This is a genomic window from Pedobacter lusitanus (assembly GCF_040026395.1).
Lineage (GTDB): Bacteria > Bacteroidota > Bacteroidia > Sphingobacteriales > Sphingobacteriaceae > Pedobacter > Pedobacter lusitanus.
This window is the reverse complement of record NZ_CP157278.1, coordinates 1,167,425-1,180,786: the sequence shown is the minus strand read 5'-3', so window position 1 is coordinate 1,180,786 and position 13,362 is coordinate 1,167,425. Positions and strand designations below refer to the sequence as shown.

Genomic DNA, 13,362 nt, shown 5'->3' with positions numbered 1-13,362 from the left:
AATTTTACTTTGTTTTTTTGATAAAATAAAAATACACTTCTTTCCTTGTCGAGAAGCCAGAATGCTCATAAACTTTAACTGCACGTTCATTGTCATTACGGACATGCAAAAATGGAGTGCCCGATGCAGCGATGATCCGTTGAATCTGGCTGAGCAGCAATTGTTTTGCATAACCTTTGCCTAAGTGGTCCGGATGCGTACAAACCGCACTGATTTCTGCATAAGGGGAAGGGTTGAGGCGCTGTCCGGCCATAGCTATCAATTTGTCTTTTTCAAAGAATCCCTGATAATGTCCTAACTCAATAGTTCTTTGCGAAAATGGCCCCGGATTGGTGAGCTTAGTCAGCCCAATCATTTCCGGAATATGTTTTTCAACTAATGGAACTGGATCTGTTAGTGTACCAGCAGGCAATTCCGGTTGACTATAAACCATCTGAAAAGCATTGATCTTAGCCAATACTCTCCAGATTCCGGGAATCTGTATGACTTCCGGCACAACAAAACCTACAGGTTCATCATGTGGAATCAGCTCATAAAGCGCCTGGAAATTTTGCGCTGTATATTCCGCCATGCCGATAAAAGGTGAAATCTCTTTGTCGAAATACTTCACTTGTTCAGTGCCATTCGAAAACTGACTATTTCCACTGATTAATGCGTTCCATGCAGGGTTGTCTAATATATGGTTCATAAGGACAAAACTAAAAAAAAATCTCCCGGAGTTTGTCCTGTTGTCAGAACCTGAAAGTCACTATGATTCAATTTTAATATTATTTAATAATTTATTGCTCAAAAAGGTATCCGGCAGTTTATTTTAACCAGATATTTTTGCGATAAATGCTTAATTTGGCCTTCACCATGAAAAATACGAGTTCAAAAAATATAACCATCCGGTCTTCAGGCTTTGATTTTCTGAATCAGTTAAAGAAGAATAATGACCGGGAATGGTTCAATACCCATAAAGAAGAATTTCAGCAGGAGCAGGAGTATATAGAAACCTTTGCAGATGCGTTGTTAAAGGAGCTCAATACACATGATGTCATTGAAACCCCGTCGGGTAAAAAGAGTCTCTACCGGATTTACCGGGATACCCGTTTTTCTAAAGATAAAACGCCTTATAAAACACATTGGAGCGGCAGCTTCCGCAGAGCTACCAAATATCGCAGAGGCGGATATCATTTTCATATTGAAGAAGGTAATACTTATATAGCAGGTGGATTTTTTGGTCCTTCTGCAGAAGATCTGAAAAGAATCAGGGAAGATATCTCTTTTGATGCTGCACCATTGAGGAAAATATTAAGCAGCCAGTCATTTATCTCTACATTTGGAACGCTGAAGGGCGAAAAGTTAAAAACTACGCCTAAAGGTTTTGATGCAGCTAATGAAGCAATTGATCTTTTACGCTACAAACAGTTTCTGCTGACCAGGCGCTTTTCTGATCAGGAGGTTTTAAGTGAAGATTTTTTAGAACAGGCGGGACAGACATTTAAAAATATGCGCCCGTTTTTTGACTATATGAGCGAAGTGCTGACTACTGATATCAACGGATCGGTAGCATAAATTATATTTAAATCTGTCAATTACTGAAATGATGCTGCACGATAATCTTATTCTAATTCTCGTTTTACTGCTGGGCGTCACTATTTTAGTGATGATGGGGCAGAAGTTGAAAATATCATACCCGATATTTTTAGTGCTGGCCGGCTTGATTATAGGTTTTGTTCCGGGAATTCCACACCTCACGGTCGATCCTGATATTATCTTTTTACTTTTTCTGCCTCCATTGCTTTACGAAGCTGCCTGGACAACCTCATGGAAAGATTTCAGGGAATACAGAGGCGCGATCATGTTGATGGCTGTAGGTTTGGTTTTGATTACTTCTATAGCTGTTGCTTATGCATCTGTGGCTTTTATTCCGGGTTTTACCCTGGCGCTTGGCTTTCTGCTGGGCGGGATTATTTCTCCACCCGATGCCATTGCAGCCTCTTCAGTAATGAAAGGAATTAAAGTTCCCAAAACTATTAATTCCTTACTGGAAGGGGAGAGTCTGGTCAATGATGCTTCCAGTTTAATCGTATTTAAATTTGCGCTGGCAGCCGTGGTTACCGGAAATTTTGTGCTTCAGGACGCTGCATTGAATTTTGTGGTGGTAGCAGGTTTGGGAATTCTGATAGGCCTTGCCATAGGAGGCGTGTTTTATGTACTGCACAGATGGCTACCTACAAATGATAATATCGATACAGTGCTGACCCTGCTGACCCCATATTTTATGTATGTCGTAGCAGAACATTTTAAAGTTTCGGGGGTGATGGCCGTAGTTTCCGGAGGTTTGCTGTTATGTAGTCAGTCCCATGTAATTCTGACACCGAATTCCAGGGTTAAGGTTAATTCCGTATGGTCGGCAATTACCTTCATGATGAACGGAGTCGTATTTATATTAATAGGACTGGCATTACCTGATATTGTTGCGGGTTTAGGTTCGGAATATCCGTTGAAAACGGCTATATATTATGGTATTGGAATCAGTATGCTGGCTTTGGTTGTAAGATTTTTGTGGTTGTTTTCTACCAGCAGAATTACCAGGGTGGTGAATAAAAAAACAAGAATCAGATACCAGGGGATGACCTGGCATTCTTCTGTCGTGGTGGTATGGGCTGGAATGCGAGGTGTAGTTTCATTGGCAGCGGCCTTATCTATTCCTCTGATGCTAAACAGTCAGACACCTTTTCCATTAAGGAATTTAATCCTGTTTATCACTTTTGTAGTTATTCTGGTTACCCTGGTATTTCAGGGATTATCTCTGCCTTATGTCATCAAGTGGCTCAAAATACCGGAGAATACTTATAAAATACCCGAACAGGAGCAGAGCGCGCAAATTAAGCTGCGTTTGATTGACAGGTCACTGGTCAGAATACAGGAGAACTATCAGTTCCAGTGTATCCATAACGAACTGATGTCTAATTTTAAAGCTGAACTGGAAAACTCATTAACCGGTAAAAGAAATAACCTGGAGGCTATCAGAGCAGGTAAAATTGATCAGCAGGAATTGAAAGTATACCGGGAAATTATGCTCGACTTAATACAGGTTCAGCGTCATGAATTGCATCTTTTAAAGCGTGACAGGAATTATGATGATGATATTATCAGGGAAGAAGAGAACAGGCTGGATTTAGAAGAATTAAGTACCGGTATGGTTATTTCCTGATAGCCGGTACCTGGTGATATAAAATAAATTACAAAGGGCTGCACTCAACTCTGCAGCCCTTTGTTTTTAGCTGGCTATTCTGTTCCAGCTCAGGTCATCGTAATAGATCAGACCGTCAGAAGAGGAAGCCCAGTAGTCCTGACTGCCGCCTCTGAAGGTGTGAAAAGTAATCATCTTGATCAGACGTTTAGAAGTATCAGTTGTCCAGCGGATATCATTTTTGGTCAGCAGATCCACTCCGTCAACAGTGTAAGAAATCTGTCCGTCAAAATTCGATCCCGTATTGCTTTTTATCCTGATTTTAATCGTGTACCAGGTGTTTTTAGCCAGTTGTTTACTTTGTTTCCCGAAGTTATTACCGCAATCTTCCGGCATATCCTTATAGTAAACGTAAGGTCTGAAATAGGGCTTGTCGGTACCGCTGTTGTCTTTTTGATTGGTCGGGTTATACCACATAATTCTAGCACTTCCGCCAGTTCCGCTGTCGGCTTTGTTACAACCTGTGAAACCATCCCCAATCAGAAATCCAAATCCGGTTTTTCCACCTCTGCTCCACTGGAAGTCTGAAGCAAAGCGTACTTTGAAACTTAATTCATATTCAGAACCGTCAGGTACATCTATCTGAACCGTATTTCCGCTTCCCGCACTGGCCGGCTGAGAAGAAATAGAGTTAGCCGGAATTCTGACGCTCACCTGGTTGCCTGATATATTCACATTTCCAGATTGCCAGTTTCCGCTGATGTCTCCCATATCAGCAGCGGCTGTGGCTTTACTGTAAGCACCGTCGCTGTGCGTAAAATTTACTGTTCTGCTCGAATAAACGGCTCTGGCGGTAGTAGTTGCATCCTCATCAATGATTTCATTGGGCCGGACGTCTTTTTTACATCCTGCAATTGCAAGAGAAATTCCCAGTACGGTGAAAAGGAATTTAAACTTTTGTGAGTTGGTTTTCATAGGTATAGGTTTATATTTTGGTTAATTGTTGAGCGCTGGAAATTATCCCGGATCCTGATCCGTAGTTCTTTCTTTAATATATTGTTCCATGCCTGAAGCATAATCAAGCTGGAATTTATTCATCAGGGGTTTTGATTTTTTAAGTATCATAACTGCATTGGTATAAGATCTGCTTTTGATATAGATAGCTGCTATATTGAGATAAGGTGCAGCTGATTCAGGAAATTCTTCTGCACAAAGAGTATATAGTTTGAGTGCACTTTCTTGATCATGCATATGATTGAGCAGCACATTTCCAAAAGCACTCAGTGCAGTAATACTCAGATCATAGTGCTGATTTTTCGTTTTTTTGAGTATCCGGTAAAGGTTAAGCGCAGAATCAATATTGCCGGTTTGCTGCAGTTTATTTCCCATTGTACGGCTTACGGGCGTTTTTACAACGGGTAAAGCAGCGCCATTCAGCCAGGCGGTAATATCTTTAATAGCGCCCGGGCTAATCTGCTGACCCGAAATATTGCTTAAAAAGGTAATGCCAATCTCCTTTTCAGGAATCAGGATTAATTGATTCTGGAAACTTGTGAGGTCATTTTTCTTGAACAGGAAATCAATGTCACCATCTTTCAGCAATTCCCAGCCAAATGTTATACCTGATGTTTTGCCCGTCATATATCTGGCAGAAAAGAAATCATCAAAGATTGCTTGTTTAACAAAAACACCTATAGTGGTTTTTCCATTGTTCAGCAGCATTTCCATCCACCTGGACAGATCTGCAGAAGTGGTATGCAGCCCGGTACTGCCACCATTTTCCCGGTTATAAGGATAGATGCTATCCGTTTTTGAGCTCCATGTGAGCCAGTTATTGATTTTGAATGGCTGAACTGGTCCGGACGGTTTGGCAAAACCTGAAGATTTCATACCTAATTTTTTAAACACCTGTTCATCAGCATACTCTTCAAATGGCTTTCTAGTTACTTTGGTGATTAAATCAGCCAGAATATCATAGTTGTACGGAGACCTGACGACTCTGCTGCCCGGAACCGGGAATTTTAGCTCCTGAGATGAAATGCTGCGGGTGGTTGTTTCCAGTGCTGCGGCAGAATTATCAGGTTTGTCCCATAATACGGGATAATGCTGTATTCCGGAGGTATGCGATAACAAATGTCTGATCGTGATTTTTTTGTTTGCCTTGTCTGCTGTTTTGAAATAAGGCAGATATTTATGTACAGGGTCATCAAGGTTGATTAATCCGGAGTCCAGCATTTTAAGCACTACTGTGGCGAGTACAGGTTCAGAAAGACTGCCTGCAGAGAACGCTGATAAAGAGTCTATAGGATGATGATTTTGGTCTGCAATTCCAAATGCTGTATAAAAAACGGAGTCTTTATGTACAATTCCAACCGATAAACCTGGAATAGAAAAAGCCTGGCTGAGTTGTGTAAGATAATTGTTGAGTTCGGTAATTCTGTTTTTGGAAAACGGATGTGTTAAAACTTTTCCCTTTCTTTTCTGGCAGCTGAAAAAAATGGACAGGCAGGAGGCGAAGAACAGGATGGCGATGCTTTTTTTCATAGTTTATGTTTTACAAAATAAGACGCACCAATTCCTTTCCCAATAAGGGATGCCGTCATCATTTTTATAGTTGGTTTATGAAATGAATTTAAGCAAACGCCTAAAAATAAAATCGTTTGAATCTCTCAGAACCTGTGGAAAGGCGCATTTAAGGAGGATTCAAACGATTGAAATAATTTGGTAGCTTTGACAAAAAGCGGCAATAAGATCAATTTTGTAATTATTAAAGCTGTGATTATCAGTTTAATAGTTTTCTTAGGTACTGGAGTAGTTCAATACCTAGTGCTGATTTTAATGCAGGAAGCAGGGCCGTTTCGAGTTTTTCCTCCTCTGCTTTATACAATTCGTATTTTTGATCATTTCCATGTATAATACTAAATTCTACATTGGAGATTCTGTCTGCAAGCTTGACGATGATCGCATCTTCATTATGCGCTATCTTTTTATAAAAATTAGCTTTTCTTTCTTCTCTGCTGTTTCCTTCATCATCACTGAGTGTATAGACAATTTCGGCTACTGCGGTGCCAAATTTTTCCTGCAGCTGGTCTTTGGTAATTTTAGTGTCTTCCAGTACATCATGAAGCCATGCCGCAATCAGTAAATTAAGGTTGTAGGCATTACTGAGGTCAACATTAAACCTCATCAGCACACTGATTACATTACCCAGGTGTATTTCGTAGGGAGAGATGCCATATTTCTGATCACCATGTGATTTTATGGCAAATTCCCGGGCTTCATTAAATAATTCTTTATTAGTCATGCAAATGAACGTCATTCTCCATTCGTTTAATGAAGACAGGGTTAAGATATTTTTTTAAATCTGAATAGGGAACAGAAACGATAATCTGCCCCTGGGCAAAGCTGGCCACTTCATAAGGATTATATAAAAATGAGACACCTGTTTTATCAAAAAAGAAGTTTTTGTTAGCTGCCAGGTGATTTTCAAATAGCTGGGTAGTCAGTTCTTCTGCAGGTTTTACATTATATTGTATCCTGAAATTCTTTTCTACCAGTTTCTGCAGTGATACAGAATCAATTTTCAGCACATCAGCAAGTGTTAAATGTTTTTGATTTTTGACATCGAAACAATACAGGGTAGTTGCATAATTGCCATGTGCGCCTCCGGAATAACTATCAATCAGATGTTTAATCACTGCAAAACCGTTGTCGTTATAATGAATACTCAGGGTTTGACCTCTGTAATAATTTAAAGTAGCACTGGGTTCGTCAGCCTCGATTTTCATTTCCCGGATTTCAGCTTTGTAACCTTTAAGATAAGTGTCAGCATCATTTTTTATTGCTGTTGCCCAGGAAGCAGCTGGTTTTTGAAGATCCATTGTCTTTTTGACCTGCTTATCCAGCCACTGTTCTTCTGGTTTAGTTCCGGCGGACATCAGGTACTCATATTTTACAGAAGCCTGGGGTGATTCTTTTTTTGCCGGATAGGCTTTGGCCGAATCTGCGTAAGTAGCGATTTTGAAAGCATAACTTCCCTCAGGATAGGATTCTTCCAGGCGAATACTTGATTTTTCTTTACCATCAACCCTTATTCCGCTAAAAACGGTTCCGGTCCATTTTAAATGTAGTTTTGCTTTGCCACCAGGTATCACATCTTCTGTGTAATGATCAGCAAGACCATTTTCTATCAGAATGATACTGTCCTGATTGATAATTTTATCAGTAACCAGGTTTACCTGAACGCCATTATAGTCATAGGTGCCGGTAAAATTTTTCCCTATTTTGTTGAGGTTAATCGTTACATTCCGGTCACCGATGATCCCCTGGAATCTTTTATAGAAATTTTCAGGAAGATGCTCCTGTACAGCAACTCTTCTTTCTACTACTGCAGTTGTAACGGAGTCTGTTGCCGGATTTTTTTTTTCAGTTGAATGGCAGCCTGCGATTAACACCGGAAGGCCGAATAAATATAATAATGATGATTTCATAGAATGGTTAGCTGTTACCAGTGAAATTAAATAAATTTCGGATCAATAATAAATTTTAATTTGTTATTCAATATTTCCTATGCAGATGTATTTAATTTCAATATAATCTTCTATTCCATATTTAGATCCCTCTCTGCCGGAGCCAGAATGCTTTATGCCGCCAAAAGGTGCTACTTCTGATGAAATCAGTCCTTCATTAATACCTACAATGCCATATTCCAGTGCTTCGCTGATTTTCCAGCTTCTTTTTAAATCGTTAGTATAGAAATAAGAGGCCAGTCCATATATCGTATCATTGGCTAAAGTTATAGCTTCCTCATCTGTTGAGAATTTAAAGATCGGAGCTACAGGGCCAAAAATTTCTTCTTTTGCAAAGTTCATTGTCTGGTTAGCTTCGCCGATTACCGTCGGTAAGAAAAACTGTTCATTCATTTTTTTTCCGCCAATCAGGACTTTGCCTCCCTTGCTAACGGCATCCTCAACAAAGGCTTCAACTCTGCTGATAGCTTTGCTATTGATCAGTGGCCCGATATTTACAGTTTCATCCAGTCCGTTACCTGGTTTGAATGCAGATACAGCTTTAACGAATCTGGCTGTGAAATCTTCGTATATGTTCTCATGCACCAGAATACGGTTTACACAAACGCAGGTCTGACCCGAAAATCTGAATTTACCGGCAATAGCTCCTTTAACGGCAGCCTCGATATCAGCATCCTCAAATACAATAAAAGGTGCATTTCCACCTAGTTCCAGACTTAACTTTTTTAAAGTAGAAACACACTGAGCACTTAAGATTTGTCCTACCCGGGTAGATCCTGTAAAGGAGATTTTAGCAACCAGCGGGCTTTCACATAAGACCTTACCCATTGCTGAAGCGTTCATTCCAGTTACCACATTAAAAACCCCTTTAGGGAACCCTGCTTTTTCGGCAAGATGAGCTATGGCCAGTGCCGTCAGCGGGGTTTCTTCACTTGGCCGGACTACTACAGTACAGCCTGCTGCCAGCGCCGGACCAACTTTTCTGGTAATCATGGCCAGCGGGAAATTCCACGGTGTGATAGCACCTACAACCCCGATAGGCTGTTTGATAACCATTATTCTGCGGTCGGCGGTGTAACCGGGGATGATATCGCCGTAAAGTCTTTTCCCTTCTTCGGCAAACCACTGAATAAATGATGCGCCATAATCTACTTCACCGCGGCTTTCGTGAATGGGCTTTCCACTTTCCATGGTCATGATTTTAGCAATGGATTCCCTGTTTGCTATCATCAGTGCAAACCATTTCTGCATAATGACAGCTCTTTCTTTAGCAGATTTTTTACTCCATGGTTTAAAAGCGGTATGTGCAGCTTCAATAGCCAGGCTGATGGTCTGACCATCGCCATCACTTAATTTTTTGATGACGCTTCCGTCTGCAGGATTCAGCACTTCAAAAGTTTTGCTGCTGCCGGAAACCCATTCGCCGTTTATATAGGATTTGCTGAAAAGCAATTGTTTGTAATCTTCCATTTTGTATGAATTTGGTGACTGATCAAATTTAAGCATATGTAGCGGCCGCCCAATTTTTTTCTAAAAGGCCTCATTTAAACCCAGAAAAAATCCTCTTGATCCATAATTACCAAAAGCATAGTCAAGACAGAGATTGGTTCTTGTTGCCTTATTGAAAAGTACTCTTAAGCCGGCACCACCGGCAGGTTGCCATTTCTGAAATATTCTGGTACCTGAATCATCGTTTGTAGTTTGTACATTAAAGAAGGTAGCACCGCTTAAAAATTTATTTCTTGTTATCGGAAAGCGGTATTCTACTTCAGAATAAAAATACTTTGTGCCTTTGAAATAACCAATAGTATAACCTCTTCCGCTGCGGAAAGCAGGGTCCTTGCCTGAGCCAGGCAGTTCCAGATAGGGCAGTGCACCACTAACCAGATAAGATCCCCAGTTCCAGAAAGCGATTACATGTTCCGGATTTCTGGCAGAAAGGCTCCAGTATTTTCTGAAATCAGTAGTAAACTGTACAGCGTTTTTAGTACTTCCCATCCAGCTTTGATTCACTCTGAGGCCGGCATCGGCATAAATGCCTTTATAGGCACGGTTCTGGTTGTCGCGGGTAGTGTATTGTACATTAAAAAGAAGGCCATTTGCCATATAATGATCTCTTTCAAAGCCATAACGGTCACTGTAAATATTGTAAGGAGTCAGGTCGGTTGGTGTTTTTCTGTCTTCTATCTTTCTTCGGATATCAAATGATACCCCTGCACCGACAAAGAGATTATCCTGGATCTGTTTATATACTTTTTCTTTAAAACTGTAAAACTGGGCATGGAGTACATAACCTTTACGTTCAGCGTTGGTTAGAATCTCATCAGTTTCATTTCCGGTAGCTCCCTGACCTATACCCAATCCGAAATCTGGTGTCACTGTTTTTGCAGCGACAAGACTGCCCTGGAAATTCCATTTATTACCCGGAGTATAGATATTATGACTGATATAAAAATAAATAATACCTTTTGTGGTAATAGAAGCCGATGTGGCAGCAACTGACATCAGGGTATTAGGGTCACTGCCCAGTATTTTTCCGGCTACGGCTTTAATTCCGATCTGAGCACCGATACTTGGATTATAGGCCACATTAGGCATCGGCGTGATTCCTGATTTTTTACGCAACGGATTGGTTTTTCTTTTAGGGTGAAGGATATGACGAATCAAATCGGAAACATCATATTGTTTATAGGTAGAATCTGCCGGCCTCTGACTGGCTGGAGGAGAGGCATGAGCAGTATCCTTTTTTAAAGGTTCAGCTGGAATAACTGTCTGTCCGTACGCATGATTATGAATATTTATCAATATAACTAAAGCGGTAAGCTTCCATACTAATGATAGTCTGTTGTGTTTATAGAGCTTGGCGAGTTTCGATAGGGGCTTAAATTCCAAATTATAAAGGCTTTGTAAACGGTTAGGTGTAGCATTTAAACCAAAATAAAACTAAAATGTTTTGCCCGCAGAAAGATTAGGGTTGCCACCCAACTGTAAATACCCTGAAACCGGGTTGTTATTTGATCCGGTTCGGGTTAGAGCAGTAACTGTGTGAGTCCACCGCAAGTCCACAATGAGTCCACGTTGAGTCCACCTTTTTACAGAAATACGTGGACTCGGGGCGGACCTGAGATGGAATTGCTCCGGATTCACACGGTTATTGACCGCAGGAGTTATATAATCTCATCAGAGTTTGCTGAAATATCTGCTTCGGATCTCCCCGTTTTTTAGGATGATGTGAATTTTTTAAGCAGAAAAATTGTCTTTTATACTTATTCAGGTAGTAGCAATTGTGTTCTTTTTACACTAAATGTGGTCAGATTTAACAAGGGAATTGTATTTATAATTTAGATTATATTTATACTTATAATTTAATTATTGAATCTTTATAAGATATAAAACATTATTATTTAGATAATTATATAAAAATATATTAACTAATGGTGTCTATTTAAAACTTGATAAATGGCGTTTAAAGAGAATTGGCGCGGGTTTTAAGGGCTTAAAACGTATTCCTGCAGGTTGTGCGAAGATTGTGTCTTAGGTTTGTTACACTCTTGTTTCTGGTGTTCCGGTGAAAAAAAGATGATGTTTTTTCTGACCCTGTTTTTACTTTTTTGGCTGTTTATTGAGGTTTAAACAATGATTTTTGTGTTTTTAAACAATCTTTTGCTAAGTATTTCTCTTGTGTTTTGCTCTTTGTTTTATGCTGTAGCTGCTGTAAAATACAGATTGTTTTGAGCCTGAAAATTTCAGTGTTTTTTAGTCTTTCAAATTGTAGTTGATAAAAAAAAACACAATAATTTAATGTTTAAATCATTTTATGTATTAATAAATTTGTACTTTCGTTAAAAAACATATCAAGTTAGTCTTCTATTGAAGGATTTAGATTTTATTGCTTTACGAAATACCATATATTAAAGAATGTTTACCTTTTTTAAGAAAAAAAATCGAGTTGAGGATATAGAATGGCTGGGAATTGATGTTCATTCGCATTTATTACCGGGTATTGATGATGGTGCACCCGATTTGGTGCAGTCATTAGACTTGATCAGGGGGTTAAATAATTTGGGCTTTAGTAAATTTTTATGTACGCCCCATATTTTTGCGGAATTATATCCGAATAACCCTGATACCATTAAAACTGCTCTGCTGGAAGTTAAAGCCGGATTGCAGGGAGCCGGACTGGACGTTGTGCTTGATGCGGCAGCGGAGTACATGGTTGATGAGAATTTCAGGGTTGCTGATGACTTATTATGTCTGCCGGGGAAGTATGTTTTGATTGAGATGTCCTATCTCTCAGAGACGCCTGGTATTGAACAGGTAATATTCGATCTGAAGATCCGTGGGTACCATGTGATCCTGGCACATCCGGAGCGCTATAGTTTTAATCATGCTGATCCTCTCAGATTTAGCAGGTATAAGGAAATAGGCGTTCTTTTTCAGTTAAATTTATTATCAGTTTGTGGTTATTATGGTAAAGAAGTTAAACAAATAGCAGAATATTTATTGGAAAATGAGCTGTATGATCTCGCTGCTACCGATTTGCATCACAACAGACATTTGCGCGCACTTTCAACAGCAGTTACCAGTGGTTTTTTGCATAAAAGGCTGGGTAATTATGGATTTAAAAACAAGGAACTTTTCTCCTGAGCTGTTGTGCAGGCAGAACCTGAAACATAAAGATTGTAATTCTGAATTTGCCTGATACCTGTTTAAAACGAAGATAAAACGATTTATATATTCAAAAAAGACATTATAAAAAGCGCTCTGAATATTTAAAATAACCCGAATACAATTTATAGAATCATAACCTGTTAAAAACGCTTTATTCACCTATGAAAAGAAGTTTTAAAAGCAGTAAAATCAAAAACAGTATGCTGCTGTTGCTGACTTTACTTTTTGTTTCCTGTGCGAGTACTAAAAATGTACCTTATTTTCAGGATATCACGTCTGCAGATAAATCTGTATTAGCTAATACAGCTGTGTTTACTGAACCTGCAATTCAACCTGATGACATCCTCTCCATTTCTATTTTTACGATCGACCCTGCAACTTCAATGGTTGTTAATCAGTTAGGTACACAGGCTTTAAGTACTGTTCCTGGTCAGGTTGCCGGGATTACCCCAACAGCAGCTGCTGCAGGATTTCTGGTAGATAAAAATGGAGAGATTGATTTATCCATCATCGGGAAAGTCAAAATTGGCGGTCTCACAACCTTTCAGGCCAGAGATTTAATTAAAGAAAAAGCTGCTGTTGTTTACAAAGATCCGAATGTACAGGTGCGCTACGCTAATTTTAAAGTAACGGTTTTGGGAGAAGTGGGCCGGCCGGCATCTTATGTGCTGCCTAATGAAAGGGTAAGTGTGCTTGATGCATTGGGCCTGGCAGGTGACCTGACTATTTTTGGAAGGCGCGAAAATGTACTGCTTATCCGTGAAAACAATGGAAAAAAGGAATTTGTACGTCTTAATTTAAACTCCTCTCAGGTGTTTAACAGTCCATTTTATTATCTCAAACAGAACGATGTGATTTATGTCGAGCCTAATAAGGGAAAGGCTGCTTCTTTGAATCAGGCAAGAACCCAGACTTATGCGATTATTGGAACTGCGCTCTCAGTTTTAATTGTCTTGTTTTCAAGACTTTAGTTGATCAATC

Annotated in this window: 11 protein-coding genes; 4 read left to right on the top strand and 7 right to left on the bottom strand. The window is 39.7% G+C overall.

Annotated features, from left to right (window positions below):
- Positions 1-4 precede the first annotated feature (4 nt).
- Positions 5-688 carry a GNAT family N-acetyltransferase gene (locus PL_RS05115; RefSeq protein WP_041880886.1) on the bottom strand — a complete coding sequence of 228 codons (684 nt, stop codon included), beginning with the start codon at positions 686-688 and terminating at the stop codon, positions 5-7.
- Positions 689-855: 167 nt separating this feature from the next.
- Here PL_RS05115 and PL_RS05110 point away from each other — a divergent pair, with 167 nt between their 5' ends.
- Together PL_RS05110 and PL_RS05105 are read left to right on the top strand one after the other, a co-directional pair.
- Complete coding sequence (locus tag PL_RS05110; RefSeq protein ID WP_041880828.1) at positions 856-1,557, top strand: DUF2461 domain-containing protein; 702 nt, start codon at positions 856-858, stop codon at positions 1,555-1,557.
- Positions 1,558-1,585: 28 nt separating this feature from the next.
- Positions 1,586-3,202 (top strand): Na+/H+ antiporter, encoded by a 1,617-nt coding sequence (locus PL_RS05105; protein ID WP_235324498.1) that lies wholly within the window; start codon positions 1,586-1,588, stop codon positions 3,200-3,202.
- A gap of 66 nt (positions 3,203-3,268) precedes the next feature.
- On the opposite strand, the gene PL_RS05100 is transcribed toward PL_RS05105, so the two are convergent.
- The 6 genes from PL_RS05100 to PL_RS05075 form a co-directional block, all read right to left on the bottom strand.
- Complete coding sequence (locus tag PL_RS05100) at positions 3,269-4,156, bottom strand: polysaccharide lyase (protein ID WP_052496202.1); 888 nt, start codon at positions 4,154-4,156, stop codon at positions 3,269-3,271.
- 42 nt (positions 4,157-4,198) lie between these two features.
- Positions 4,199-5,725 (bottom strand): serine hydrolase domain-containing protein, encoded by a 1,527-nt coding sequence (locus PL_RS05095; protein WP_041880832.1) that lies wholly within the window; start codon positions 5,723-5,725, stop codon positions 4,199-4,201.
- A gap of 238 nt (positions 5,726-5,963) precedes the next feature.
- Entirely contained in the window at positions 5,964-6,500 is a 537-nt protein-coding gene (locus tag PL_RS05090; protein ID WP_082035880.1) for an HD domain-containing protein, read from the bottom strand.
- On the bottom strand, positions 6,478-7,671 hold the full coding sequence (locus PL_RS05085) for a DUF3298 and DUF4163 domain-containing protein (protein WP_052496204.1): 1,194 nt from the start codon (positions 7,669-7,671) through the stop codon (positions 6,478-6,480). The genes PL_RS05090 and PL_RS05085 overlap by 23 nt, the downstream gene beginning before the upstream one ends.
- Positions 7,672-7,734: 63 nt before the next feature.
- Positions 7,735-9,180, bottom strand: a complete 1,446-nt coding sequence (locus tag PL_RS05080) for an NAD-dependent succinate-semialdehyde dehydrogenase (RefSeq protein ID WP_041880894.1) — start codon at positions 9,178-9,180, stop codon at positions 7,735-7,737.
- Between the two features lie 60 nt (positions 9,181-9,240).
- The gene (locus PL_RS05075; RefSeq protein WP_348621144.1) at positions 9,241-10,515 is read right to left on the bottom strand and encodes a BamA/TamA family outer membrane protein; all 1,275 of its coding nucleotides are present in this window, start codon (positions 10,513-10,515) and stop codon (positions 9,241-9,243) included.
- Between the two features lie 1,113 nt (positions 10,516-11,628).
- Here PL_RS05075 and PL_RS05070 point away from each other — a divergent pair.
- On the top strand, positions 11,629-12,357 hold the full coding sequence (locus PL_RS05070) for a tyrosine-protein phosphatase (protein WP_041880833.1): 729 nt from the start codon (positions 11,629-11,631) through the stop codon (positions 12,355-12,357).
- A 185-nt stretch (positions 12,358-12,542) separates the two neighbouring features.
- Positions 12,543-13,352, top strand: coding sequence for a polysaccharide biosynthesis/export family protein (locus PL_RS05065; RefSeq protein WP_052496205.1), 810 nt, complete (start codon positions 12,543-12,545; stop codon positions 13,350-13,352).
- Positions 13,353-13,362 lie beyond the last annotated feature (10 nt).